The organism is Actinoplanes sp. NPDC026670, assembly GCF_040638175.1.
GTDB lineage: Bacteria > Actinomycetota > Actinomycetes > Mycobacteriales > Micromonosporaceae > Actinoplanes.
In genome coordinates this window covers 14,036-39,589 of record NZ_JBEZXU010000068.1, presented here as the reverse complement: position 1 = coordinate 39,589, position 25,554 = coordinate 14,036, and the positions used below count along the sequence as shown (strand labels likewise).

Sequence of the window (25,554 nt, the reverse complement as noted above, 5' to 3'; positions counted from 1 at the left end):
GGCCGGAGAGGCCGGAGAGGCCGGAGCGGCCGGAGAGGCCGGAGAGGCCGGAGAGGCCGGAGAGGCCGGAGAGGCCGGAGAGGCCGGAGAGGCCGGAGAGGCCGGAGAGGCCGGAGAGGCCGGAGAGGCCGGAGAGGCCGGAGAGGCCGGAGAGGCCGGAGAGGCCGGAGAGGCCGGAGAGGCCGGAGAGGCCGGAGAGGCCGGAGAGGCCGGAGAGGCCGGAGAGGCCGGAGAGGCCGGAGAGGCCGGAGAGGCCGAGCGATCGTGAACTGCTGCGGGCGTCCGCACTACCGGCTTCGCCGAGGCGGCTTTCGGCCGGTCGGACCCCGCCGGATCGGGGTTCGGCAAGTGCGGCTTCGGCAAGGGGCGCTTCGGCAGGAGAGTCTTGCCACTCGAAGTACGCGAAAGCGACTCGGCCTGCCCGGTGATCGTCGAGCTCGGGCGGGCGCTTCCGGTCGCGACGGCCGGCTTCTCGATCGGTGTGGGCGGACTCGGCCGGATGCCGTCGGCCCACGCGGCCCGGTCGAAGGCGCTCAAGGCCAAGTAGGCGCCGACCACTAGTCCGAGCATCAGCAAGAGGTGGGCGATGCGTCTGTGCACCCTCCACCTCCCGCTCGACGGATCGCAAGCCATCGATGGGAATTACCCATCCAACGCGGACCGACACCGATTCGGGGTGCCGTTCCGGACAGCCGTGACCGCGACCACAGGCGCTCCCGGCATCCTAGGAGGCTAGTTGGCCGGCGTCCCCCTCCGGGCGCGGCTCAGCTACCGAGGTCCGGCAGCAGCGGGCGCATGAAGGTGCGGTCCCAGCGCAGCACGCAGCCCGATTCCTCGCGGATGCGGTCGGCCGCCATGAACTCGGGGTCCACCCCGAAGCGCTGCCGGTACTGCTCGTAGGCGGCCAGACTGTCGAAGCTGAACAGGGCCTCGGCCCGGTCGCTGGCGCCCTCGGCCGGCAGGAAGTAGCCGTGGTGGACGCCGCCGTGCGCGTTGACCAGGCGCATCCATTCGCGGGCGAACCGTTCGAAGTCGGCGGTCTTCGCCGGGTCGATCACGTAGTGCACGACGCAGGTGATCACGAGACGGCTCGCTGGGTGGCAAGTGGATCCATCGACGCATCGTGTCACGTCCGGCCGGGCGGGCGGACGGTGGCCCGGAAGGCGATCGGGGTGGTGCCGGCGCGCTGGTGGAAGTACTTGGTGAAGTTGGTGGCGCTGGTGAACCCGAGCCGGGCCGCGATCTGGGCCGCCGTCTGGTCACTGTGGGCGAGCAGCCGTTTGGCTTCCAGGATCAGGCGGCGGTCGATGAAGTCCTTGGCGTTGACGCCTGCGGCGGCCTGGGTGGCGCGGGACAGGGTGCGGGCCGACCAGCCGAGGCGGTGGGCGTAGTCGTCCAGGCGGCGGGTCCGGGTGAAGTCGCGTTCGACGGCGTCGCGGAACCGCAGGAACGTGTCGCCGCCGTGGCTGCTGCCCTCGGGCGGTGCGAGCTGGAGCAGCAGCACGGCCAGCAGATGCCGGAGCACCGTCTGCCGGACCTCGATGCTGGTGCGGATCGGCGCCGCGAACACGTCGGCCAGGTGGGCCGCCGACGTGGCGAGCGCGTCGCCGTCGTCCGGGTCGTGGACGACTGCGGCGTGTGGGTCGTCGAGGCGGGCGGCGGCGGCCGTGGCCGGGTCGAGGAACTCCGGTTCGAACAGGATCAGCGTGCCCTCGGCGGCGGCCAGGTCACCCCACTGCTGGACCTGGCCGGGCCGGCCCCACATCCACCGGCCGGGCGTGAGGGTGTGTACGGCGAAGTCGACGGTGTGTTCCAGCCGGCCGGCTCGCAGGCACAGCAGGTGGTGGAAGGTCGGCCGCCGCGGGGTGCCGAAGGCCCGGCCGCGTAACCGGGCCAGGTCCAGCACCTCGATGCCGCCCGGTGTGCCGATCGGCGCCGCGAACCCGAGCTCGGCGATCGGCTGTCGGTTTTTGACCATCACGAGTCGTCACGCTACCCGGTTACGCCCGTTTCCGGCTCCTACGGTGGTCGTAATCGAACAGCAGAACGAAGGATGCGACATGAACGCCAGGGAAATCGTCCGTACCGCGGTCGGGGAACTCTTCGGGGACAGGGACCCGTCCGCCGTGGACCGGTGGGTCTCCCCCACCTACCGTCAGCACAGCGCGCTGGCCCCCGACGGCCCGGACGGGCTGCGAGGTCTGGTGGCCGGGCTGCCGGACGGGTTCCGCTACGAACCGCACCGGGTGCTCGCCGACGGTGACCTGGTCGCGTTGCACGGCACCTACCACGGGTTCGGGCCGGTTCCGCTCGTCGCGTTCGACGTCTTCCGGGTCGAGGACGGAAAGCTGGCCGAGCACTGGGACGCTCTCTCGCCCCTGGTCGCCGAGACGGTCTCGGGTCGCTCGCAGACCGACGGGCCGGCCGAGGTCACCGATCTCGACCGCACCGAGGCGAACCGGGCGCTGGTCACCGCGTTCGTCGAGACCGTCCTGAAGGGCGGCAAGGTCGACACGATCACCGATTTCCTGAGCACGGAGACGTACCACCAGCACAATGTCGCCATCGGCGACGGCCTCGACGGCCTGGGCACCGCGCTGGCCGCGCTCGCCGAGCAGGGCGTCACGATGGTCTACACCGAGCTGCACAAGGTCGTCGCCGAAGGCAACTTCGTCCTGACCGTCTCCGAGGGCAGTTTCGGTGCGACGCCGACTGCCTTCTACGACCTGTTCCGCGTCGCTGGCGGCCGGATCGTCGAGCACTGGGACCTCACCCCGGAGATCAAGCCGGACCTCCCGCACGGCAACGGCCTGTTCTGATCAGAACGGGAAGGCGCGGTCCTGATCGCGGGCGGAGACCCATTGCAGCTCGGTGAACTCGTCGGCGGCGACGCCGATCCCGAAGCGGCCCCAGCCGGTGTCCTTCACGCCGCCGAACGGCATCTGCGGCTCGTCGTTGACTGTCTGGTCGTTGACGTGCACGATCCCGACCTCCAGCCGGGACGCCAGCCGCAGCGCCCGGGGCACGTCGCGGGAGATGATCGAGGCGACCAGGCCCAGGTCGGAGCGGTTGGCCAGCTCGACCGCCTCCTCGGCGGACTCGACGATCTCGACCGTCACGATCGGGCCGAACGTCTCGCCCTCGGCCAGCTCGGTGTCGGGCGGGACGTCGACGAGCACGGTCGCCGGATAGCAGGGTGGGGTCGCCTCGCCGCCGGCCAGCACCCGGGCGCCCGCGTCGACGGCCTGTTTGACGCGGCGTTCGAGGGTGGCGAGCGCCCACTCGTTGATGACCGGCCCGACGACTGTCGCCGGGTCGGCCGGGTCGCCGGCCGGCAGGGTCGCCACCTTGGCCGCGAACCGGGCCAGGAACTCGTCGGCGACCGGCCGGGCCACGTAGATCCGGCGGGCGCACATGCACAGCTGCCCCTGGTGCAGGAACGCGCCGTAGGCGGCGGCCTCGACCGCGTAGCCGACGTCGGCGTCCTCGGCGACGATCATCGGATTTTGCCCGCTGAGCTGCAACACCACCCGCTTGAGGCGGCTGCCCGCCTTCTCGGCGAGCCGCCGCCCGGTCGGGGTCGAGCCGGTGAAGTTGATCCGCTTGACGTGCCGGCTGTCCAGCAGGGCGTCGGCGATCACGCCGGCTTCGCCCGGTGCGTGCGTCACCACGTTGAGGACCCCCGGGGGCAGGCCCGCCTCGAGCAGGATCTCGGCCCAGATCGCGCCGCCGGTGTAGGGCGACTCCTCGGACGGCTTGAGCACGACCGTGTTGCCCAGGGCGATCGGGCCGACGATCGCGCGGCCGCTGAGGGTCAGCGACGCGTTCCACGGCGCGATGGCGCCGACCACCCCGACCGGGCGGCGCACCGCCATCGCCTGGGTGCCGGGGATGTCGGAGACCAGCAGCTCACCGACCGGCCGGTAGGCGAGCTGGGCGGCCTGGCGCAGCAGGCTCACCGCGAAGTCGACCTGGATCCGGCCGAACTGCGAGCCGCAGCCGGTCTCCAGGGCCAGCGACTCCAGAGCGTTGTCGCGACTCGCGTCCAGGATGTCGGCGGCGCGCAGCAGGATGGTCTGCCGCTGCGCGGGCGGGGCCTGCGACCACTGGGCGAACGCCCGGTGCGCCGCGTCGATGGCCCGTCTGGTGTCCTCCTCGTCGCCTGCCGCGACCGGCCCGATCAGCTCTCCTGACCAGGGCGAACGGTTGTCGTAGGTGCGCCCCGAGGCGGCCTTCGACCACGTTCCGCCGATGAAATGGAGTACGGCTCGCATGCCACCACCCTATCGTTCGGCTAGATCGAACACTTCCCGCGTATCTTGAACGCATGACACAGCCGGCGTCCGGAGACTTCTCGGTCTCGCTCGAAAGAGGCCTGACCATCCTGTCCGCGTTCAGCAGCGGGCGGCCGGTGCTGGGCATCGCCGACCTGGCCCGGATCGTCGGGGTCACCAAGAGCACCGCCCACCGGTACGTGGCGACCCTGGCCAACCTCGGCTACCTCCAGCAGGACCCGGACACCAGGAAATACTCCCTCGGGCCGAAGGTCGCCGACCTCGGGTTCGCCGCCATCGAGTCGATGGACCTGACCCGGGTGGCGGCGCCGCTGCTGCAGAGCCTGGCCGACGAGACCGGGTTCACGGTCAGCATGGCGGTCTGCGAGAGCCGGGACGTGGTCTACGTCGACAGGCGGCGCAGCGGCCGCCGCAACACGCTGGCGATCGATCTCAATCTGCACGTCGGGTCCCGGCTGCCGGCCTACTGCACGTCGCTGGGCAAGGCGATCCTGGCGTTCCGGGACCCGCAGGCGCTGCGGCAGATCCTGGAGCGGTCGGACATGGCCCGGCGCGGGCCGAACACCATCACCAACCGCGAGCAGCTGATGGTCGCGCTGGCGAAGGTACGGCAGACCGGCATCGCGGTGAACGACGAGGAGCTGGCCCCCGGCCTGCGCTCGTTCGCCGCCCCGATCCGCGACCGGACCGGCGAGGTGATCGCGGCGGTGAACGTGGCGGTGCATCTGAGCGCCGCCCCGAACTCGCTGGAGGCGCTGTCCGCCCAGATCGAGCCGCATCTGCGGCGTACCGCCCGGGAGATCTCGCAGCGGCTGGGACACCGTTCGGGAAATTAAAAAACTGTTTCAGCCAGTCGAACGGAGTGTTGCCCGCGTCACACCAGGCTCTTAGTTTCGTCGCACGCCGGACCCGTTGCCTCCCAACCGGTCCCGGCGGTCTCCGATCACTCATTGAAGGAGTGCGACGTGAGCCAGACTCCCCCCGGCGGATTCAGCCGCCGTTCCCTTATCAAAGCCGCCGGCATCGGCGCCGCCACCCCGCTGCTGGGCGCCTGCGGCGGCCTCAAGGGCGCCGGCACCTCCGACAGCGACGTTCTCAAGATCGGCTACGTGAGTCCGCAGACCGGACCGCTCGCCGGTTTCGCCAGCGCCGACAACTTCGTGGTCGCCCAGATCCAGGAGGCGATGCGCAACGGGTTCACCGCCGGCGGCAAGAAGCGCACCATCGAGATCATCGTCAAGGACACCCAGTCCAACCCGAACCGCGCCACCGAGGTCACCCGGCAGCTGATCAACAGCGACAAGGTCGACCTGATCGTCGGCTCGTCCACGCCGGACACCACCAACCCGGTCGCCGACCAGTGCGAGGCCAACGGCATCCCGAACGTCACGACGATCGCGCCGTGGGAGGCCTGGTTCAACGGCCGCGGCGGCAAGACGGGTGAGGGCTTCAAGTACACGACGCTGTTCTTCTTCGGCATGCAGCAGTTCGCCGACTGCTTCTTCCCGATGTGGGAACGGGCCGGGGTCACCAGTAAGAACGTGGCCGCGCTGTGGCCCAACGACACCGACGCCAACGCGTTCCGCAACGGCCTGGGCGGGATGATGACCAAAGCCGGCTGGGCACCCATCGACGGGGGCGCGTACCAGAACGGCGCCACCGACTTCACCACCCAGATCGCCAAGTTCAAGAACTCCGGAGCCGAGCTCTTCACCTGTACGCCGATCCCGCCGGACTTCCAGACGTTCTGGAAGCAGGCCCAGCAGCAGGGCTTCCGCCCCAAGCTCGCCACGGTGGCCAAGGTGATGCTGTTCCCGTCGGAGGCCGAGGCGCTCGGCGCGCTGACCGAGAACATCGCCACCGACATCTGGTGGAGCCCGGCACACCCCTACAAATCAGTGCTCGACGGGCGTACGGCCAAACAGCTCGCCGACGACTTCGCCGCCTCCACCGGCAAGCAGTGGACGCAGGCGCTCGGCTCGATCTACTCGCTGTTCGAGGTGGCCATCCAGGCGTTCAAGGACGCCGGCGACCCGAAGGACCGCGACGAGGTGGCCGCCAAGCTGAAGGCCATGAAGATCAGCTGCATGAGCGGTGACCTGGACTTCACCGCCGGCCCGGAACCGGGCATCGCCATCCAGCACCCGGTCGGTGGCCAGTGGCGCAAGGGCACCACCTTCCCCTGGGACGTGGCGATCGTGGACAACACCGCGAACAAGGCCGTTCCGGTCGGCGGCGACCTGCTCCCGACCAACGCCTGATGGAACAACTGCTGCGCCTCGACGACATCACCAAACGGTTCGGCCAGGTGACCGTCGCTGCGAACCTCACGCTGTCGGTCGGCCCCGGTGAGGTCCTGGGCATCGTGGGCCCGAACGGCGCCGGGAAATCCAGCCTGTTCGCCATGATCTCCGGTGACCTGCGCCCGGACAGCGGCGCGGTGTGGCTGCTCGGGCGCGACGTCACCGGCGTCGCGCCACACACCCGGACCCGCGCCGGGATCGGCCGCACCTACCAGGTGCCGCGCCCGTTCGAGCACCTCACCGTGTTCGAGAACGTGCTGGTCTGCGGCTACCAGGGGGCCGGGCTGAAGGGACGGCCGGCGTGGCGGCACACGATGGGCGTGCTCGACCGCACCGGCCTGGCCGACCTGGCCAACACCCCGGCCGGGCGGCTCGGCCTGCTCCAGCGCAAACGCCTGGAGATGGCCCGCGCGCTGGGCACCGATCCGCGTCTGCTGCTGCTCGACGAGGTCGCCGGCGGCCTCACCGAACCCGAGGTGGCCGAACTGGTGACCGTGGTCAGACAACTGCACGCCGAAGGGCTCGGCATCGTCTGGATCGAGCACGTCGTACACGCGCTGGTGAAGACCGTCGACCGGATGGTCTGTCTGGCCGGCGGTGACGTGGTCGCCGACGGCGACCCGATGGCGGTGCTCGCCGACCCGAAGGTCCGGGAGCTGTACCTGGGCAGCGGACCGGAGACCGTGTCGTGACCCTGCTCGCGATCCGTGACCTGACCGTCCACCACGGGCAGCTGCGCGCCGTCGACGGCTTCGAACTCGACCTGGCCGAGGGCGAGGTGCTGGCGGTGATCGGCGCGAACGGCGCCGGCAAGTCGACACTGCTGCGCGCGCTGGCCGGGCTGAACCCGCCGACCTCCGGCAGCATCCGCCTGCACGACCGGGACATCACCCGGATGCCCGCACACAAACGGCTGTCGGCGGGGGTCGCCCTGGTCCCCGAGGGACGGCGGCTGTTCCGCTCACTGACGGTGGAGGAGAACCTGCTGACCGGCGCCTACCGCCGACGGCCCGGTCCGTGGACGGTGCAGCGCGTCTACGAGCTGTTCCCGTGGATGGCCGAACGGCGGCAGCAGAACGCCGCGCAGCTCTCCGGCGGCGAACAGCAGTCGGTGGCGATCGGCCGGGCCCTGCTGTCCAACCCCGACCTGCTGCTGATCGACGAACTGTCGCTGGGCCTCGCGCCGGTCGTGGTCCGGCGGATCTACCAGGTGCTGCCGGACATCGTCGGCTCGGGCACGACCGCGCTGATCGTCGAACAGGACGTCACCCAGGCGATGCGGGTCGCCGACCGGGTGCACTGCCTGCTCGAAGGCCGGTCGGTGCTGCGCGGCCGGCCCCAGGATCTCAGCGCCGAACAGGTCGAACACGCCTACTTCGGCATCGGCGACGTCCGGGAAGGGCAGCACTGACATGGACCTGCTCAACGCCCTCCTCCAGGGGCTGCTGATCGGCGGCCTCTACGCGCTGTTCGCGACCGGGCTGTCGCTCATGTTCGGCGTGATGCGGATCGTCAACCTGGCACACGGCGACCTCGCGGTGGTCGCGTCGTTCCTGGCGCTGGCCCTGATCAGCGGCACCGGGCTGCCCCTCTGGGTGGTGCTGCTGGTGACGGTTCCGCTGTTCGCGCTGCTCGGCTACCTGACCCAGCGGGTGCTGCTCCAGAAGAGCCTCAAGTCGGGGCCGCTGGCCACCCTGCTGGTCACCTTCGGACTGTCGATCGTGCTCCAGAACGTGCTGCTGGAGACGTTCTCGGCGGACACCCGCACACTCGACGGCGGCTCGTTCACCACCGGCTCGTTCGAGATCACCGACAGCATCTCGATCGGCTACCTGTCGCTGACCACGTTCGTGCTGGCGGCGCTGGTGCTGACCGGGATCCAGCTGTTCCTGTCCCGGACCGGGCTGGGCCGGATGCTGCGGGCCTCGTCCGACGACCCGGAGACCGCCAACCTGGTCGGCGGCGACAGCCGGCACATCTACGGCATCGCCACCGCGATCGCGTTCGCAACGGTGGCGCTGGCCGGGCTGATGTTCGCGATGCGCTCGTCGTTCGACCCGTCGATCGGGCCGTCGCGGCTGATCTTCGCCTTCGAGGCGGTGGTCATCGGTGGCCTCGGGTCGCTGTGGGGCACCCTGCTGGGCGGCATCATCCTCGGCGTCACCCAGTCGGTCGGCTCCGAGATAGACCCGGCGCTCACCCTGCTCGCGGGCCATCTGATGTTCCTCGCCGTGCTGGCCTTCCGGCCACAGGGCCTGATCGCAGGGCGGAAATCGTGAGCCTGACCAGAGCAGTGACCGAACGGGCCGCGGCCGCGGTCGACGTGAGCCGGGCCGCCCGCTCGTCGAAGGTCGCCGGGCTGGTGCTCGCGGCGATCGCCGTGCTGCTGGCGGCCCTGCCGTTCCTGGTGTTCGCCGACGTCACCGACACGATGGTCAACCTGTTCGTGCTGGTCGCGCTGGCCAGCATGTGGAACCTGCTGGCCGGGTTCGGCGGGCTGGTCTCGGTGGGGCAGCAGGCGTACATCGGCATCGGCGCATACAGCGTGATCGCGTTCGCCGACCTCGGCGTGCAGCCGTACCTCGCGGTGCTCCTGGCCGCGGTGACCTGCGCGATCTTCGCGGTGCCGACGTCGTGGCTGGCGTTCCGGCTGCGCGGCGACTACTTCGCGGTCGGCACCTGGGTGATCGCCGAGGTGTACCGGCTGCTCGTGGTCCGGGTCAGCAGCCTCGGCGGGGCCAGCGGCAAGAGCCTGACCGGACTGTCCGGCCTCGACCAGACCCTGCGCGGGGCGCTCACCTACTGGGTGGCGCTCGGGCTGGCGCTCGCCTCGATCGCCGGGTGCTACCTGCTGCTGCGCGGGCGGCTGGGGCTGTCGCTGATGGCGGTACGCGACGAGGAGACCGCTGCCGGGTCGGCCGGGATCGACGTACGCCGGGCAAAGCTGTTGGTTTATCTGGTTTCCGCGGTGGGATGCGGTGCGGCCGGTGGAGTGATCACGGTCAGCTCGCTGAGCGTGAACCCGGATGCGATCTTCAGTGTCCAGTGGTCGGCCTACATGATCTTCATCGTCGTCATCGGCGGCATCGGGTTCATCGAGGGGCCGCTGCTCGGCGCGCTGGTCTTCTTCGCGTTGCAGCAGCTGCTCGCCGACTACGGGTCCTGGTATCTGATCGTGCTCGGGGCCATCGGGATGGCGGCCGCGCTGTGGCTGCCGCGTGGACTGTGGGGGCTGATCCGCGACCGGACCGGGGTGAGCCTGTTCCCGGTGGGGTACTTCGTGCGGCGGGAGGGACCCCGATGAAGGTGACCGCCGCGGTCGTCGACGCACTCGACGGCCCGTTCCGGGTGACCGAACTGGACCTCGACGAACCCGGCCCGGGTGAGGCGCTGGTCCGGATCGTCGCCGCCGGCATCTGCCACACCGACGCCATCACCAGGCACGGTGACCTGCCGATGCCGTTCCCGAGTGTGCTCGGCCACGAGGGCGCGGGCGAGGTGGTCGCCGTCGGTGACGGGGTCACCTCGGTGCGGCCCGGCGACCACGTGGTGATCGGCTGGCCGTCATGCGGGACGTGCCGCAACTGCCGCGACGGCGAGCCCCGCTACTGCGCCCGGCTCGGCGAGGCGCTGTGCGGCGGCGGCCGGCTGCTCGGGCCGCGGGCCGGGCAGAGCGCCCTGCGGCGCGCCGACGGGTCACCTGTGCACAGCCATTTCTTCGGGCAGTCGTCGTTCGCCACTCATTCCCTGACCTGGGCCGACGCGCTCGTCGTCGTACCACCGGAGGCGCCTTTGGCGATTCTCGGGCCGCTGGCCTGCGGGATCTCCACCGGAGCGGGCGCCGTCCTGAACACACTGCGGCCCGGGCCCGGCGCCAGCCTCGTGGTCTACGGCGCCGGCGCGGTCGGCCTGGCCGCGATCATGGCGGCCGCGCTCTCCCCCGCCACCCGGATCATCGCCGTCGACCGGCACCCGGAACGCCTGGCCCTGGCGGCCGAACTCGGCGCCACCGACACGATCGACGCCACCGGCGCCGATCCGGTGGCCGAGGTGCACCGGCTGTGCGGCGGGCCGGCCGACTTCTCGCTCGAATGCACCGGGGTCGTCCCGGTCGTCCGTCAGGCCGTCGACAGTGTCGGCATGCTCGGCACCTGTGTGCTGATCGGCGGTGCCCCCGCCGGCGCCGAGTTCAGCGTCGACCACCTGAGCACCCTGTGGGGCAAACGCATCCTCGGCGTCCTCGGCGGCAGCGGCCGCAGCGAGACGCTCATCGGCACCCTGGTCGAGCTGCACCGGCAGGGCCGGTTCCCGTTCGACCGGCTGGTGCGTTTCTACGACCTCACCGACATCGACAAGGCGCTCGAGGACAGCCGTCGCGGCAGTGTCCTCAAGCCCGTTCTGCGCATGAGCCATTGAGAAGGACTGGAAGAGGGGAGGCACGCTGTGGGACTGCTCGACGGCGTCGACTGGCAGGGAAAGATCTTCAAGAACGGGGAGTGGACCGCCGGCCGGGGCGGCGACTACCCGGTCGTCGAACCGGCGACCGGAGCCGAACTCGGCCGGATGGGCCTGGCCACCGCCGAGGACGTGGCCGAGGCCGGCGCGCACGCCGCCGAGGCGCAGAAGCGGTGGGCGGCGCTGCCGCATCCGGCCCGGGCCGCGGTGCTGCGCAAGGCCGGCGACCTGTGGCAGCAGCACGCCGCCGAGATCAGCGGCTGGAACGTCCGCGAGGTCGGCGCGGTCCCCGGGATGGCCGGGTTCGCGCTGCACGTGGCCGCGGAGGAATGCTTCGAGGCGGCGTCGCTGCCCAGCCGGCCGCACGGTGAGCTGCTGCCGTCCGAGCAGCCGCGATTGTCGATGGCCCGGCGGATCCCGGCCGGCGTGGTCGGCGTGATCTCGCCGTTCAACGTGCCGATCATCCTGGGCATCCGGTCGGTGGCGCCGGCGCTCGCGCTGGGCAACGCGGTGATCCTGAAGCCGGATCCGCGGACCGCGGTCACCGGCGGCACCCTGATGGCGCGGATCTTCGAGGAGGCCGGGCTGCCGCCGGGCGTGCTGCAGATGCTGCCCGGCGGGGTGGAGGTCGGCGAGGCGCTGATCACCGACCCGCACATCCGGGTCATCTCGTTCACCGGCTCCACCCCGGTCGGCCGGCGCATCGGTGAGCTCGCCGGCCGCCACCTGAAGCGGGCCCACCTGGAGCTCGGCGGGAACTCGGCGCTGCTGGTCCTGGACGACGCCGACGTGGACGCGGCGGTCAACCTGGCCGCCTGGGGGTCGTTCTTCCACCAGGGGCAGATCTGCATGACCACCGGCCGGCACCTGGTCGCCGACCGGCTGTACGACGAGTTCGTGGACCGGCTCGCCGCCAAGGCCGGCAAACTGCCGGTCGGCGACCCGGCCACCGAGCAGGTCGCGCTCGGCCCGATCATCGACGCCGGGCAGCGCGACAAGATCCACGGCCTGGTCACCGCCAGCGCCGGGCAGGGCGCCACGATCGCGGCCGGCGGCACCTACCGGGACCTGTTCTACCAGCCGACGGTGCTGGCCGACGTGCCGCTGGCCGCGCCGGCGTTCGCCGAGGAGATCTTCGGGCCGGTCGCGCCGATCACCCGGGTGTCGTCCGTGGACGACGCGATCGAATTCGCCTCGGCCAGCGAGTACGGGCTGTCGCTGGGCATCGTCACCCGGGACGTGATGCGCGGGCTCGCGGTCGCCGAGCAGATCCCGACCGGGATCGTGCACATCAACGACCAGACCGTCAACGACGAGGCGAACGCCCCGTTCGGCGGGGTGCGCGCGTCCGGCACCGGGTCCCGGTTCGGTGGTGCGGCGGCGAACATCGACGCCTTCACCGAGACCCGCTGGATCACCATGCGCGGCGAACCCGCCACCTATCCCTTCTGATCAGCGGTCCGATCGGCCCCGGCCATGCGGCCGGGGCCGTTGTCGTCGCCCGATCTTCAAACCCCTGCGTGGGTACGGGCTGAGCCCCGCACCGCCGACCGCGCTACCGGTGGCGCAGGCCGTCGAGGACGAGGGTGATCGTGCCGTCGGCGTCGGCGCGGGAGCCCGGCTCGCCGCAGGCCACGCAGATGCCCTGCAACGCCATCATGACCGCGCCGACGCCGATGTCGTCGCGGATGGCGCCCTCCTGGACCCCGCCCGCCAGCAGGTCGGCGATGACCTGGCCGAGCTCGCGGCCCCCCTCGGCGAGGGTGCCGGTGCGGCTGGCCATCAGGGTGGCGAGCGTCCGGGCCAGGCCCTGATGGGTGTCGAGGTGGGTGACGAAGCCGCGGAGGAAGACGGCCAGCGCGTCGGCGGCCGGAAGCGTGGCCTGTAGTTCACGGCCATGGGCGCACATCGCGGTGAGCTCTTCGCGGTAGACCGCCTCGGCCAGCGCCTCCCGGGTGGGAAAGTGCCGGTAGAGGGTGCCCGTGCCGACGCCGGCCAGCTTCGCGAAGTCGTCGAAACGCATGTCGAAACAGCCGCCGGCGAACAGCTCGCGGGCCTTGGCGAGCAGCGCGTCACGGTTACGCCGGGCGTCGGCGCGCAGTGGTTTGCCAGTGGTCACCGGCGCCTCCTTTGACAAACGGAAACTGTCTCCATATTTTGGAAGTGGAGACGGTCTCCGATTATAGGGGTGCGGGATGCGGATTCTCATGTTCGGGCGGGGCGTCATCGCCGCGACCTACGGCTGGGCGCTGGAACAGGCCGGGCACGACGTCGAGTTCTACGTGCGGCCGGGACGGGCCGCGGCCTACGGGGACACCATCGAGCTCGAGCTGCTCGACACGCGGCGCAAGGTGCTGGGCAAACGGGTCACCACCTCCTGGCCGGTCCGCTACCGGGAGACCCTGGAAGCCGGCCACGACTTCGACCTGATCGTGGTCAGCGTGCAGCACTACAACTTCGCCGAGGCCGTGTCGTTCCTCGCGCCGCGGGTCGGCCGGGCCACCGTGCTCATCTTCAACAACCTGTGGGTCGAGCCGTCGGAGGCCGTCGCGGCGCTCCCCGCCGACCAGGTGGCCTGGGGTTTCCCCGGCGCCGGTGGAGGTTTCGGCGACGACGGGGTGCTCCGGTCGGCGCTGCTGCCCGCCGTCTTCCTCGGCACCCTCGGCAAGCCGCCGACGGCACGCGAGCAGGCGGTACGCGCGGTGTTCCGGGAAGCCGGGTTCCGGGTCCGGGAGAACGCCGACTTCCGTGGCTGGCTGGCGGTCCACTTCATCCAGAACGCCGGTCTGCACACCCAGAGCCTGAAACTGGGCTCCCTCGCCGCGGTGGCCGGCCACACCCGCAACGTCCGCGAGGCGATCCTGGCCACCCGCGAGCTGCTCCCCCTCGTCGAGGCCCGCGGCGTCGACCTGCGCCACCACCGCGCCGAGCTGCTGCCGTTCACCGCGCCGATCTGGCTGACCGCCCCCGCGATGGCCTGGATGTTCGGCAAGTACCCGCCGGTGCGAACGGTGATGCAGGCGCACGGCAACCCGGAGGAGCTGCGGGCCGTCTGCCGCGACACCCTGGCCGAGGCCCGCCGCCTGGGTGTGCCGGTCCCCCGCCTGGAAACAGCCGAGCCCTACTTCACCGCCGAACAGACCGCCTAGACCATCAGCCGTCGCTCACGTCGCTTTCGGGAGGTCTTTTAGGACGGTGAGCGACGGCTGGCGGTCGGGGGTCAGCGGAACTCCGAGACCACGGTGATCTCACCGATGATGTTGGTGTTGAACTCGTCCAGGTCCTCGGCCGGGATCCAGTACTCCAGGATGGTCCGGCCGCCGGCCTGCTGGACCTGGTAGCGGTCCAGGTAGGAGCGGCACACCTCGAAGCGGGTCACGTAACCGACGCCGGAGGCCGGGACGTTCCAGTCCCGGGCGATCATCGTGGCGTACTCCTCGTTCAGCACCGGGTAGAAGATCGGCTGGTCCGGCAGGCGCGGCGGCCAGGCACGCCAGCCCGACGCCTCGACCAGCGCCAGCTCTTCCGGACCAGTCGGCCGCCACAGCGTCACCGTCTCGACATTCTCCACCCCACCATGATCGCAAGGCACTCCTGCGGCGTCCGCCCCGCTCCGCCGATGCCGGTATCAACCGGCCGCGGAGGTCAGGACCGGCCGGGGTGGTGGGATACCGAGTTGTCAGGTTCCGGCGGGTACGGGAGCCTGCACGGGTGATCGAGACACGGGTGTTGGGTTCGGACGACTGGACGGTCTGGCGTGAACTGCGGCTGGCCGCGCTGAGTGAGGCCGGGTACGCCTTCGGGTCGCAGCTGGCGGACTGGCAGGGCGACGGCGACCGGGAGGACCGGTGGCGTGACCGGTTGACGATTCCCGGTTCGTACAACCTGGTGGTGGCCCTCGACGGGCAGGCCGTGGGCATGGCCAGCGGCGTGCGCACCGACCGGCCGCAGATCGTCGAACTGATCTCGATGTACGTGGCACCGGCCGGCCGTGGACGCGGTGTCGGTGATCTCCTCGTGCAGGAGGTCGAGCAGTGGGCGCGGCAGGTGGGCGCGGAGACGCTGCGGCTGGCCGTGGTGGAGGGCAACGGCAATGCGCTGGCCCTCTACGAGCGCAACGGTTTCCGGGACACCGGCGAACCCGGTGACCTGATGCCGGACGGGGTCCGGCGTGAGCTCGTCATGGCGAAGAGAATCTAAGCGGCGCACGGGGTCTCGTCGATCCGGCAGGCGGCGGGGGCCGCATCGAGCAGGGTGGCCCCGTGCACCTCGAAGGAGATCGTGACCTGCTGTCCGGCCGGGATCGCCCTGGTCGTCGTGTCGGGGAGGAACGTCCACACGGCTTCCTGCCGGGTGACGGTCGCGCCCTCGACCTGGTTGATCCAGAGGGTGTCCCGGGGCAGGGTCACGGTCAGGGTCCACCCGTCGCGGGCCGCGGGGCCGGGGTTGGTGACGGTCACCTCGGTCCGGTAGCCGAGCAGGCCCACCACGTATGGCGTAGTGGTGTAGGCGGCGGCCAGCGGCACCGGGAACTGGCTGGTGACCGGCGATGGTGACGTCGATCCGGCGATGCCCGCGGCGCGGGCCGGCGGCGACGGCGGGCGGGTGGCCCGGGAGGTGGTGACCGTCGCCGAGGTGGGCGCCGCCGACGGGCCGGCCGGCGTGGTCGGCCGGTCGGGCAGGCCGGCGGCCTGTTCCGGTTTGACCGACTCCTGGTACGGGCGGATCACCAGCATCACGACCAGCAGCGCGGTGATCGCCACGGCGGCCAGCGCGCCGAAGACCAGCATGAACCGGCCGGCGGTGGACCGTTCCCGCCGGGTGCGGACGCGGGGTTCGGGTGACGGGCTGGTCAGGGCCGCGGTGGCGACCCGCCAGGCGGTGTCGCGGACGACGTCCATCGGCGAGCGGCGGGTACGGATGGGCACGGTGTCGTGCTGCGTGTCCGGCTCGGGTGGAAGGCTCATTCGACGACCATTTCGAAGGCAGCCGGACGATCAGATGCGGCCGGACGATCAGATGCGGCCGGACGATCAGATGCGGCTGGACGGTCGGTGGCTGCGGGACGGCCGGTGATCAGGGCGAGCGGCAGCCGGACGGTGGCGACGAGACCGCCGGACGGCTCGTTCTGCAGGGTGATCACGGCGTCCTGGCGGGCGGCGAACCGGCCGGCCGCCCACAGCCCCCACCAGGTTCCGCCGGCCGGCGGCTCGGGGCTGGTCATCACGTCGTGCCCGGTGGCGAGGTCGTCGTCGGTCATGCCGGGTCCCACGTCGGTGACGGTGATCAGGTATCCGGCCGGGTCGTGCTCCCCCGCGACCACGATGTGCGAGTCGGCGGGGGCGAACGTCGCGGCGTTCTCCAGGAGTTCGGCGAGCAGGTGGATCAGGTCGGTGGCGGCGGTTCCGGCCAGGTAGCCGGGTTCCACGTCGGCGTTGGTGACCCGGTCGTGGTCGCTGATCTCGGCGGCCGCCTCGCGCAGGACGTCGGTCATCGGCACGAGACGCGGCCAGCCGCGGTCGGGTGTCCCGCCGGTGAGGGTGATGCCCTTCTCCACGTTGCGGCGCAGCCGGTTCCCGAAGGTGCCGGCCCGGCGCAGGTCGGCGGCGTTCTGCTCGTCGTCGGCGCGCCTGGCCAGCGCGTCGAGCAGGCGCAGCTGCCGCTGGAGCAGGCCCTGGTTGCGGCGGTCCAGGTCGTGCAGCAGGCCGCCGGCGCGGTGCCACGGGCCGGTGGCGGCGGTCGCCGTGCCGGCGGACGGCACGGCGGTGGCGGCACGGGTCCGGCGCGCCGCGATCAGCAGGGCGAGGACGGCGACGAACCCGATGCCGCCGACGGTCCCGGCCCAGATCGCGGCGGTGACCGCCGGAACCGTGTCGGCGTCGGCGGTTTCCCGGGCGGCGCTGTCCTGCAGATCCCAGAGAGCCGTGTTGAGCTCGTTGAACGTCGGTGACCAGGCGGCCGGCTCCTTGATCCCGTCGCGGGAGACGGCGATCTCGTCCTCGATCCGGCTCAGGCGGATCATCGCCGGGCTGCCGGCCAGTTCGCGATGGCGTTGCGCGGCGGCGGCCGGCAGCCCCGTGCCGGCCGCGCTGAACAGGGCACGCCGCACTCCGGCGAGCTGGGTCAGGCGGGTGCGGTCGGCGGCGGTCGGCCCCCGGCCGGTGGAGACGGCGGCGAGCAGCGCGTCCTGTTCGGCCAGGATCTCGCGGGAGCGGCTGAGCGGGGAGGTGAGATCGGCGGCGGGGTCGATCAGCACGGTGTACGCGGTGACCACCTCCCGCCGGTCGAGGCGGTCGCCGTCGACTTTCGCCCGGAGCTCCGGGAGTTCCTTCAGCCGGTTCAGGAACGCGGTGGCCGTACCGTCGCCGTCGGGGAATCCGGAGGCCTGCCGCAACCGTTCGGTGGCGTCGTCGGTGCGGCCGCGCTGGGCGGTGAGCTCGAGGATCGGCTGGTCGGTGACGGACAGCCGGCGTTCGGCTTCGAGGGCGAGGATCGCCTCCTCGACCGGCCGGTCGAGCCGGTCGCTGGCGACCCGGTCGGTGAGCGCCCGGACGGCCGTGGTGACCGCGGGCACCGTGGCGGCGGCCCAGAAGGTCACCAGCAGCACCCCACCGGCGATCTGGAGGCGGCGGTTCACGCGCCGGCCTCCGGCTCGCCGATGATCTCGCGGAGCCGGCTGAGCAGGTCGTGCCGGTCGGTGCAGCCGAGTCGCTGCCGGATGCGTGCCATGTGATGCTCCACGGTCTTCGCCGACAGGTAGAGCCGGTCGGCGATCTGCTTGTACGTCATGCCGGCCAGCACGAGCGCGCCGACCTCTCGTTCGCGGGCGCTGAGCAGCTGCTGGCCGCCCGCCGGGTCGGGCCGGGCACCGCGGTCCTGCAATACCCGGGCCGAGTCGAGGAGCAGGGCCATCGCCTTGCGGTCGGAGGTGCGGATGGCGGCCTGCCCGGCGAGGCGGGCGGCGTCCCAGGTGAGCCCGGCGAGGCTGAGGGTGCGGGAGGCGGCGACCACCGCTTCCGGGTCGGCCCGCCCGGCGAGGACGTCGAGCCAGACGGCGGCGGCGTCGGCGAACGCGGCGGCGTACGTCCCGGCGCCCCGGTTCGCGTCGAGGCGGTCGGCGTGTTCGCGGGCGGTGTCCTGGTCGCCGCCGAGGATCGCGGCCTGGAGCCGGTACCAGTGCAGCAGCACGGTCCACACCGGCGGGTCGCCGAGTCCGGCCAGGAGCCGGTCGGCTTCGGCGAGGTGCCCGGCCACCCGGTGGGATTCGCCGAGCCGGGCCGCGGCGACCGCCAGTTCGCCGAGCGGCAGCAGGTTGAACAGCTCGACAGGTTGCCCGATGAGCGCCTGGCAGGCGTCCGGCCAGGCGCTGCGCAGGCCGACCAGGTCGCCGTTGCGGCGGGCCAGGCCGACCCGCAGGGCGGTGGCGAGCAGGTCGTCGCGGCCCTGGGCGGCGGTGGCCGGGGCGGTGCCGGGCAGGCGCTGCTCGACGTCGGTGAGCCGGCCGCGCAGCAGCAGCACCCAGCTGCGCAGCAGGTGGTGGCGGGTGGCCAGCAGCGGGCCGCCGGTGCCGCGGTGTTCGGCCCGGGTGAGCAGGGTGTCGGCGACGTCGAGTTCGGTGCAGTGCATCGCCAGCAGCGCGCCGACCGCGGCCGGGCTGTCCGGCAGCAGCGCGGCCGGTCCGGCCGGGTCGATCAGGGTGGCCGCCTGGACCAGCGTGGACAGGGCGGCGGCGGGAGGGCCGGTGACCGATTCGGCGGCGCCGCGGGCCATCAGCGTGGCGGCGGCGCTCAGCGAGGTCGGTGGCCGGCCGGCGGTGTCGTCCGGGCGGATCAGGCGTTCGGCGTCGGCGAGCCGGCCGACCGCAGTCAGTCCGACGGCGGCGAATCCGCTGGCCACGTCGGTGCCGGCCCATTCGTAGAGGCGGACCGCCTGGGCGGTCTGCCCGCGGTGGGCGAGCACGGCGGCGGCCACGTAGGCGGCTTCGGCGCGCTGTTCGGGGGTGCCGGCGGCGAGGACCTGGTCGGTGAGGCGGGAGGCGTGGTCGAGGTCGCCGGCCAGGGCGGTGGCCAGGGCCCGGCGGGAGCCGGTGGTGCGGCCCGCGCCGGCGGCCGCGGCGAACAGTTCGGCGGCCAGCGCCGGGTCGTCGCCGAGGGCCTCCTCACCGGCGGCCTCGTAGACGTGACCGAGGCCGCTGCCGGCGGCGCCGGGGACCAGGCCGGGTGCAGCGGCGACCCGCAGCAGTGGGCGGACCAGCGGCAGGACCGGCCCGCCGCGGGCCATCTGCAGGGCGGCGAGACGCTGGCGTACGTCGATGCGCTGGCTGATCGGGCCGAGGGCGGCGATGGCACGGCGGGCGAGCGGAACCAGGGTGCCGTCGGCGGCGAGCATGCCGGTGGCACGGCCGGCGTCGACCAGGCCGGCCACGTCGGCATCGTCGTCGAGGACCGCGGCGACCAGGTCGAACGACAGTCCGGCGCCGGCTTCGACAGCCAGCAGCAGGGTGCGTACCGCCGGGTCGAGCTCGTCGAGTTCGGCGGCGAACGGGGCGAGCGCGGCGACCGGCACCTGCCGTGGCCCGGTGGCGGGCAGCGCGTCGGCGAGCCGGGTCACGTAGCGCGGGATGCCGGCGGTCTGCGCGGCCACCCAGCCGACCAGGTCGTCGCTGGGCGCGCTGAGACGCCCGGCGATCTGGACCGGGGTGAGGGTCGGCAGGGTGATCGCCGGCCCGCCGCGGCGAAGCGCTTCGAGCAGTCGCAGCAGCTCCGGGCGGCGTGGCCACGGGCGGTGCGCGACGACGATCCGGGCGTCCGGTTGTTCGGCGTGTTCGCGCAGGTCGTCGAGCTGCCGCGGGCCGAGCAGGTGCGCGTCGTCGATGAGCAGGACGTGGTCGGCGGCCGGTTCGCGGGGCGGCCACGGGCCGGTCACCTTGACCTCGGCGGCGCGGTAGGCGTCGGTGAGCTGCCGCAGCAGGGTGGTCTTGCCGTAGCCGCCGGGCGCGGCGACGGCGGCGTGCAGCGGCGCGGACGGGTCGGCGGCGACTCTGGCCAGCAGGGTGGTCATCGGGCGTCCGCCCGGACCGCGACCAGGTTGACCGGCGGGCGCGGCGGGGCGAGATACGGCGGCGACGCCGCCGGCAGCACGGCGAAGGCGTCGGTGGGACCGGCCACGGCCAGATCATTCGGCGGTACGGCCGGACGCCCGGCCAGCGCAGCGCCGATCGCCACCGTCATGCGCGGCTGCGGGTCACGCACGACGGGCGCGGGGAAGACCGCGCTGAGCAGATCGGACACGACTGTGCATACGGCGCCGTCCACTCCGGCGATCAAAATGGCGGAGAGTTCGTCGGTTCCGAAACCACGGCTGCGTACCAGGGCCGCGGCCAGGTCGACGGTGGGCCGGATCAGGGCACGGGCGTCGGCCGGGGTCAGGCCGTCCACCTCGAACCCGCCGACGTCGCTGAGCTCGGCCGAGGCGAGCAGTTCCATCCGGCCCGGCTGCTGTGGCGCGACCAGCGCGATCTCGGCCGTCGAGCCGCCCAGCCGGTAGACGCCGAGCAGCCCGCTGCCGGTCGGCGCGCGGCCGGCCGCCTGGTGGCACTCGACGACGGCGCGGGCGCGGGTGACCAGCACCGAGCCCATCAGGTCGGCTTCGGCCAGGCCGGCCTGGAGCAGCCCGAGACGGCCGGCGCCCCAGCCGGACGGGTGGGCGACCGCGACCCGGATCGGGGGCTCGCCCATGATCTCCCAGACCCGGTCGACGACCCAGCGGGCCATCGCGGCGGTCAGGCCGTGTGCCGGGAAGTAGCCGCCGGCGAAGTACATCGGCAGCGGGTCGCCGACCCGGTGCAGGTAGCCGCCGACCGCGTCGGGCGGGAACTGGCCCATCTCGGCCGGCACGACGCTGCCGTCGGCGGTCATCCGCAGCGCGGACGCGACCACCGGCGAGCGGGCGCCCAGGGAGATCGGCTGTGCCGGGCCCCAGCCGGGACCACCGGGTTCACCGGGTGCGGCGAGCCGGCAGACGGCGGCTTTCACGGTGCCGTCACCGATGTCGATTCCCAGCACGTAGGACACGCGTTCAACTCCTCCGAGGTCGGTACCCCACGTTCGTACCAAAATGCGGGTTTGAATCGTCCCCCCAAAAATCGGCGGGCGGAGATCCCCTAATCCCCTAACCGGTCCCCGGATGCGGTTGGGGACTCGTCCCCGATGCCCGGGGGCGTACCCGTCCGTAGGTTTCTTCTCGGCGCCGGGCCCGCGCCGTTCGATCCGCATCAGCGTCACTGCACATCAGCGTCTAGGAGCTCGCCATGACTTCGCCCACCCTGCAGGACTTCGTTCTCAACCTGATCTACGACCCGGCCGCCCGGTCGGCGTTCGAACTGGACCCGGAGGCGACCCTGCGGCACGCCGGGCTGGACGACATCACCGCCACCGACGTGCAGCAGGTGCTGCCGCTGGTGCTCGACTCGGCGCCGGTGACCGGGCTGACCGGCCCGGACGGGCTGGACGACCTGACCACCGGGGTGGCCAGCCTGGACGTGGCGGGCGCGGTGGCGCAGCTGCAGGCGATCGCGGCGCAGGTCACCCACGACCCGCTGGCCGAGGTCAACGCGTCCAGCAGCGTGAACGTGAGCGTGCTGGGCCTGGACGCCCTGGACGTGAACGTGGGGGTGGGCGCCGGCACGTCGCTGACCGTCGGCGGGCTGTCCGCCGACCACGACCCGGACCTCGTCGTCGACAGCGCGGTGCACAGCGCCGTCACGTCGTCCACGTTCGTCTCGGAGCCGGTCCCCTACGACGCCGGCCTGACCGGTGACCTGACCAGTGGCCTGACCGGTGACGTCGGCGGGGTGCTCGACACGGTTACGCACGTTCCGTCCGTGGTTGAGCCGGTCGGTTCCGGATTGCTTGACGTCGCCGGGGTTCACGAGGCAACCTCTTCGATCGGATCGCTGATCCAGCCGGACCTCAGCGGCGTCACGTCCCTCGACGTCGTCGACGGGCTCGGCGACACCGTGACCGGTACGGTCTCCGGTGTCGGCGGCACCCTGCACGGGCTGACCGGTGGCCTGACCGGCGGGCTGCTCTCCGGCGGAGACCAGGTCGCCGAGCAGCCGGACGCGCACGGCGAGGTGTTCGGCATCCTGTAGGCGGCACCATGACGAGAGGCTGACGGACGCGGATGACGAGCTGGGAAGCCGGGACGACGGCACAGACGGGTCCCGCTTCCCTGATCCCGCATCCCCGGCAGGCGCCCGACCCGCTGCGCGGCGCCGCGGTCAGCGCTGATCCGTGGTGGATGGACACCATGGACGCGGTGATCCGGACCTGCCAGGCGCACGGCCGGGCCGACCTCGCCGAACGGCTGGCCCGCCGGCGGGCCCGGCTGCTGCATCCGCAGTTGCGGGTGCTGGTGACCGGGCCGCCGCAGCAGGGCCGCAGCCGATTGATCAACGCGCTGGTCAACGCGTCGGTGTGCGGTGTGCTGCCGGACACCGAGGCGGGGGTGCCGACCGTGGTCCGGCACGCCGACACGCCTGTCGCGCACCTGATCCGGCGGGACACCCCGGATGCCGACTGGACGGCCGCGGTCGGGTTGCAGTCGCGGATCCCGCTGGTCGCCGAACGGCTCGGGGCGTCACTGGCCGAGGCCGCGGCGACGCTGCCGGCGGGTGCTCCGGCGCACGTCGACATCGGGGTGCCGCGGTCGTTGCTGGCCGGCGGCCTGGTGCTGATCGACGCTCCGGCGCTGTCGGTGGCGGCCGCCGCGCCGGATCTGGCCGACCGGGCCGGCGCCGACCTGGTGGTGTGGACGTGTGAGACGGGACGGCAGCTCGCCGATGACGAGCTGGCCGTCCTGTCCGCGTTGAGCCAGAGTTTCCCCGGTCTGCTGGTGGTGCTGACCAAGGCCGACTATGCCGCCGACTGGCGCCGGGACCTGGCCGAGAGCCGGCTGCGGCTGAACCGGGCCGGGATTCCGGCGGCGGTCGCGGCGGTGTCGTCGTCGTTGCGGCTGCACGCGGTCCGTACCGGAGACGACGCTCTGAACCGGGAGTCCGGGTTCGCTGACCTGCTCGTACATCTGCGGAAAATGGTCGAGGCGAAGCCCGACCGGCTGGCCCGGGCGACCGCCGGGGCGCTGACCCGGATCGTGTTGCAGGAACTGGCCGTGCCGCTGCGCGCCGAGCTGGACAACCAGGGCGACGGCGGGTCGTCGGACGCCGCGGCGCATCTCCAGGCGACCCATCGGCGCCTCGACGACCTGCGCAAATGTACGGTCCGCTGGCAGAACCGGCTGTCCGACGAGGTCGGCGACCTGATGTCGGACATCGAGCACGATCTGCGGGAGCGGGTGAAGGCGCTGCTCGCCGAGGCCGACGAGTTCTTCACCGAGAACGACCCGGCCAAGAGCTGGGACGAGTTCGAGCCGTGGCTGCGCGACTCGCTGCAGGAGATGGCGACGACGAGCATGACCTGGCTGGCCGAGCGCACCGAGTGGATGGCCCGGCGGACCGCTGACATGTTCCCGCCGGAAGCCGGTGACGTGCTGCCGCCGACGGCGCTGGCGGTCACCGACGGCGGGGTGCTCCAGGGTGTGTCGGCTCTCGACGCGCCGCCGGTCGCGACGTTCACTCCGGGTCAGAAGCTGTTCATCGGGCTGCGTGGCTCGTACGGCGGGGTGGTGATGTTCGGTCTGGCCACCAGCCTGGCCGGGATGTCGCTGATCAACCCGATCTCGATCGGCGGTGGCGCGCTGTTCGGTGGCAAGAGTGTCCGGGACGAGAGCAAGACGCTGCTGAAACGGCGGCAGACCGAGGCCCGCAACGCGGTCCGGCAGCACGTCGACGACATCTTCACCAAGCTCAACAAGGATGCCCGGGACAGTGTCCGGCGGGCCCAGCGGGCGTTGCGCGACCACTTCACGGCGGTCACCGAGGATCTCCAGGAGGAGACCATGGAGTCGCTGCGCAACGCCAAGGCCGCCGCCGACCGGGACGCGGCCGTACGGGAGGCGCACGGCCGGCGGCTGCGGGAGGAACTGACCCGGCTGGCCGAGTTGCACACCCAGGCACAGGCCCTGACGGATCGGGCGCGGGCGTGATCGGCGAAGACCTGGAAGGGCGTACGCACGACCTGCTCCAGCGGGCCGCGCAGGCATACCGCGGCCACCCGCGCCTGCGCCTCGCCCTGGAGCGGTTCGCCGGACCGCTGCGGCTGGCCGTCGCCGGTGCCGCCCGGACCGGAAAGTCGACCCTGGTCAACGCGCTGGTCGGCGAGGACGTGGCACCTGTCGAGCAGGCCGGGTTCGTGACCTACCGGGACGGTACCGAGCTACGCGCCTGGAGTCATCCGGAGCACGGCCGGCCCTATGAGGTGCCGGTGGCCCGGACCGCGCACGGGTTGCGGCTGGACTCGGCTGCGCCGCGAGCCGTGGTGCAGTGGCCGAGCCGGGTGCTGCGCAAGACCGAGCTGATCGACACCGGGTCGTCCGCGCCGGCCGGTCAGGTGCTGACCGAGGCGGACGCGGTGCTGTGGCTCACGCCGCGGATCGGGGAGCCGGACCTGGACTTCCTGCGGGCCGGGCGGGGGCTGCGCGGGCCGTCGGTGTCGCCGGTGCACGCGATGGTGGTGCTGACCAAGGCGGACATGCACGGCGACGGGTTACCGGACGGGCTCCTCGAGGCCCGGCGGATCGCCCGGCGACGGCGTAAGGAGCCGGCGATCGGGGCGCTCTGCCAGGACGTGGTGGCGGTGTCTCCGCTGATCGGGCACGCGGCGCGGACCCTGCGCGACGACGAGGTGCGGGCGCTGTCGGCGATCGCGGCGCTTCCGCGTACCGAATCGGATCCGTTCCTGTTGTCGACCGACCGGTTCACCGCGGCCGGGGCGCTGCCCGTCGTCGACGCACGGGCACGGCTGGAGCTGCTGCAACGGTTCGGGCTGGGTGGCATCCGGCTGGCGCTGGCGCTGCTGCGCACCGGTTCGGCGACCACGTCGGCGCTGGGCGAACGGTTGCAGGACTACAGCGGGCTCAAGGATCTCCAGGCGACGGTGGCGGAGCTGTTCGTGGCCCGGCGGCCGGCGCTCAAGGCCCGGTCGGCGCTGATCGTGCTGGACCATCTGCTGCGTACCGAACGGCTGCCGCCGTCCGGGCACCTGCTCGCCGAGCTGGAGCTGCTGCTGGCCGGGGCGCATGATTTCGCCGAGATGCGGTTGCTGTCGGCGTTGCGGTCCGGGCGGGTGACAGTTCCGGCCGACAAGGCCAAGGAGGCGGTACGGCTACTCGGCGGCGCCGGGACCAGCCTGGGTGAGCGGCTGGGCCTGCCGACGGAGGCCACTGTGGACGACATCTGGGCGGTGGCCGAGGACTGCGCCGAACGCTGGCGCCGGGAGGCCGGTTCCGGTGAACGCACCCCGGCCCAGCGTCGTGCCGCGGCGGTGGTGCTGCGCAGTTGCGAGGCGATGCTGGCCGGCGACGAGTCCATGCAATGATCACCG

At 72.2% G+C, this 25,554-nt stretch carries 24 protein-coding genes; 14 read left to right on the top strand and 10 right to left on the bottom strand.

From position 1 onward, the window contains the following. The 3 genes from AB0E94_RS42370 to AB0E94_RS42360 all read right to left on the bottom strand — a co-directional run. The coding region (locus tag AB0E94_RS42370) for a DUF4573 domain-containing protein (protein WP_360338700.1) at positions 1-263 on the bottom strand (263 nt) is incomplete at its 3' end. A gap of 501 nt (positions 264-764) precedes the next feature. After that, positions 765-1,082, bottom strand: coding sequence for an NIPSNAP family protein (locus AB0E94_RS42365; protein ID WP_360338636.1), 318 nt, complete (start codon positions 1,080-1,082; stop codon positions 765-767). A 44-nt stretch (positions 1,083-1,126) separates the two neighbouring features. Then, a complete protein-coding gene (locus AB0E94_RS42360) occupies positions 1,127-1,978 on the bottom strand; it encodes an AraC family transcriptional regulator (RefSeq protein ID WP_360338697.1) in 852 nt (283 codons plus the stop codon). A gap of 82 nt (positions 1,979-2,060) precedes the next feature. Here AB0E94_RS42360 and AB0E94_RS42355 point away from each other — a divergent pair, with 82 nt between their 5' ends. Continuing rightward, entirely contained in the window at positions 2,061-2,819 is a 759-nt protein-coding gene (locus AB0E94_RS42355; RefSeq protein ID WP_360338633.1) for a nuclear transport factor 2 family protein, read from the top strand. Here AB0E94_RS42355 and AB0E94_RS42350 read toward each other — a convergent pair whose 3' ends face one another. Further along, entirely contained in the window at positions 2,820-4,274 is a 1,455-nt protein-coding gene (locus AB0E94_RS42350; protein WP_360338630.1) for an aldehyde dehydrogenase family protein, read from the bottom strand. Positions 4,275-4,327: 53 nt separating this feature from the next. Here AB0E94_RS42350 and AB0E94_RS42345 point away from each other — a divergent pair, with 53 nt between their 5' ends. The 8 genes from AB0E94_RS42345 to AB0E94_RS42310 all read left to right on the top strand — a co-directional run bounded on the left by AB0E94_RS42345 (position 4,328) and on the right by AB0E94_RS42310 (position 12,505). Continuing rightward, the gene (locus tag AB0E94_RS42345; protein ID WP_360338627.1) at positions 4,328-5,131 is read left to right on the top strand and encodes an IclR family transcriptional regulator; all 804 of its coding nucleotides are present in this window, start codon (positions 4,328-4,330) and stop codon (positions 5,129-5,131) included. Between the two features lie 129 nt (positions 5,132-5,260). After that, positions 5,261-6,556: an ABC transporter substrate-binding protein gene (locus AB0E94_RS42340; protein WP_360338624.1), complete on the top strand. Its 1,296-nt coding sequence runs from the start codon at positions 5,261-5,263 to the stop codon at positions 6,554-6,556. Then, positions 6,556-7,290: an ABC transporter ATP-binding protein gene (locus AB0E94_RS42335; protein WP_360338621.1), complete on the top strand. Its 735-nt coding sequence runs from the start codon at positions 6,556-6,558 to the stop codon at positions 7,288-7,290. The genes AB0E94_RS42340 and AB0E94_RS42335 overlap by 1 nt, the downstream gene beginning before the upstream one ends. Then, positions 7,287-8,009 (top strand): ABC transporter ATP-binding protein, encoded by a 723-nt coding sequence (locus AB0E94_RS42330; protein ID WP_360338618.1) that lies wholly within the window; start codon positions 7,287-7,289, stop codon positions 8,007-8,009. The genes AB0E94_RS42335 and AB0E94_RS42330 overlap by 4 nt, the downstream gene beginning before the upstream one ends. A gap of 1 nt (position 8,010) precedes the next feature. Beyond that, on the top strand, positions 8,011-8,877 hold the full coding sequence (locus tag AB0E94_RS42325; protein ID WP_360338615.1) for a branched-chain amino acid ABC transporter permease: 867 nt from the start codon (positions 8,011-8,013) through the stop codon (positions 8,875-8,877). Beyond that, positions 8,874-9,902, top strand: coding sequence for a branched-chain amino acid ABC transporter permease (locus AB0E94_RS42320; protein ID WP_360338612.1), 1,029 nt, complete (start codon positions 8,874-8,876; stop codon positions 9,900-9,902). The genes AB0E94_RS42325 and AB0E94_RS42320 overlap by 4 nt, the downstream gene beginning before the upstream one ends. Then, positions 9,899-11,014, top strand: coding sequence for an NAD(P)-dependent alcohol dehydrogenase (locus tag AB0E94_RS42315; protein WP_360338609.1), 1,116 nt, complete (start codon positions 9,899-9,901; stop codon positions 11,012-11,014). Before AB0E94_RS42320 ends, AB0E94_RS42315 begins: the two co-directional genes overlap by 4 nt. 27 nt (positions 11,015-11,041) lie before the next feature. Continuing rightward, the gene (locus tag AB0E94_RS42310) at positions 11,042-12,505 is read left to right on the top strand and encodes a benzaldehyde dehydrogenase (RefSeq protein WP_360338606.1); all 1,464 of its coding nucleotides are present in this window, start codon (positions 11,042-11,044) and stop codon (positions 12,503-12,505) included. A gap of 103 nt (positions 12,506-12,608) precedes the next feature. Here AB0E94_RS42310 and AB0E94_RS42305 read toward each other — a convergent pair whose 3' ends face one another. Beyond that, complete coding sequence (locus AB0E94_RS42305) at positions 12,609-13,172, bottom strand: TetR/AcrR family transcriptional regulator (RefSeq protein WP_360338603.1); 564 nt, start codon at positions 13,170-13,172, stop codon at positions 12,609-12,611. Positions 13,173-13,248: 76 nt separating this feature from the next. Between AB0E94_RS42305 and AB0E94_RS42300 the strand changes: the two genes are divergently transcribed. Then, entirely contained in the window at positions 13,249-14,202 is a 954-nt protein-coding gene (locus AB0E94_RS42300; protein WP_360338600.1) for a 2-dehydropantoate 2-reductase N-terminal domain-containing protein, read from the top strand. A gap of 71 nt (positions 14,203-14,273) precedes the next feature. On the opposite strand, the gene AB0E94_RS42295 is transcribed toward AB0E94_RS42300, so the two are convergent. Continuing rightward, positions 14,274-14,624: an ADP-ribosylation/crystallin J1 gene (locus tag AB0E94_RS42295; RefSeq protein ID WP_360338597.1), complete on the bottom strand. Its 351-nt coding sequence runs from the start codon at positions 14,622-14,624 to the stop codon at positions 14,274-14,276. Between the two features lie 140 nt (positions 14,625-14,764). Between AB0E94_RS42295 and AB0E94_RS42290 the strand changes: the two genes are divergently transcribed. Beyond that, positions 14,765-15,253 (top strand): GNAT family N-acetyltransferase, encoded by a 489-nt coding sequence (locus AB0E94_RS42290; RefSeq protein ID WP_360338594.1) that lies wholly within the window; start codon positions 14,765-14,767, stop codon positions 15,251-15,253. Here AB0E94_RS42290 and AB0E94_RS42285 read toward each other — a convergent pair. Genes AB0E94_RS42285 through AB0E94_RS42270 form a run of 4 tightly spaced genes read right to left on the bottom strand, consistent with a single transcriptional unit; the run spans position 15,250 to position 21,126 of the window. Further along, positions 15,250-16,020, bottom strand: coding sequence for a cellulose binding domain-containing protein (locus AB0E94_RS42285; RefSeq protein ID WP_360338591.1), 771 nt, complete (start codon positions 16,018-16,020; stop codon positions 15,250-15,252). The two genes, AB0E94_RS42290 and AB0E94_RS42285, sit on opposite strands and share 4 nt — an antisense overlap. Further along, positions 16,017-17,690 (bottom strand): nitrate- and nitrite sensing domain-containing protein, encoded by a 1,674-nt coding sequence (locus AB0E94_RS42280; protein WP_360338588.1) that lies wholly within the window; start codon positions 17,688-17,690, stop codon positions 16,017-16,019. The genes AB0E94_RS42285 and AB0E94_RS42280 overlap by 4 nt, the downstream gene beginning before the upstream one ends. After that, positions 17,687-20,113 carry a LuxR C-terminal-related transcriptional regulator gene (locus AB0E94_RS42275; protein ID WP_360338585.1) on the bottom strand — a complete coding sequence of 809 codons (2,427 nt, stop codon included), beginning with the start codon at positions 20,111-20,113 and terminating at the stop codon, positions 17,687-17,689. The genes AB0E94_RS42280 and AB0E94_RS42275 overlap by 4 nt, the downstream gene beginning before the upstream one ends. Then, positions 20,110-21,126 (bottom strand): hypothetical protein, encoded by a 1,017-nt coding sequence (locus AB0E94_RS42270; RefSeq protein WP_360338582.1) that lies wholly within the window; start codon positions 21,124-21,126, stop codon positions 20,110-20,112. Before AB0E94_RS42270 ends, AB0E94_RS42275 begins: the two co-directional genes overlap by 4 nt. Before the next feature lie 236 nt (positions 21,127-21,362). Between AB0E94_RS42270 and AB0E94_RS42265 the strand changes: the two genes are divergently transcribed. From AB0E94_RS42265 to AB0E94_RS42255, 3 genes are read left to right on the top strand one after another with little or no spacing between them, the layout of a single operon-like run. Next, positions 21,363-22,205 (top strand): IniB N-terminal domain-containing protein, encoded by an 843-nt coding sequence (locus tag AB0E94_RS42265; RefSeq protein ID WP_360338579.1) that lies wholly within the window; start codon positions 21,363-21,365, stop codon positions 22,203-22,205. A 32-nt stretch (positions 22,206-22,237) separates the two neighbouring features. Further along, the gene (locus AB0E94_RS42260; RefSeq protein ID WP_360338576.1) at positions 22,238-24,157 is read left to right on the top strand and encodes a GTP-binding protein; all 1,920 of its coding nucleotides are present in this window, start codon (positions 22,238-22,240) and stop codon (positions 24,155-24,157) included. Beyond that, a complete protein-coding gene (locus tag AB0E94_RS42255; protein ID WP_360338573.1) occupies positions 24,154-25,548 on the top strand; it encodes a hypothetical protein in 1,395 nt (464 codons plus the stop codon). The genes AB0E94_RS42260 and AB0E94_RS42255 overlap by 4 nt, the downstream gene beginning before the upstream one ends. Positions 25,549-25,554: the final 6 nt, after the last annotated feature.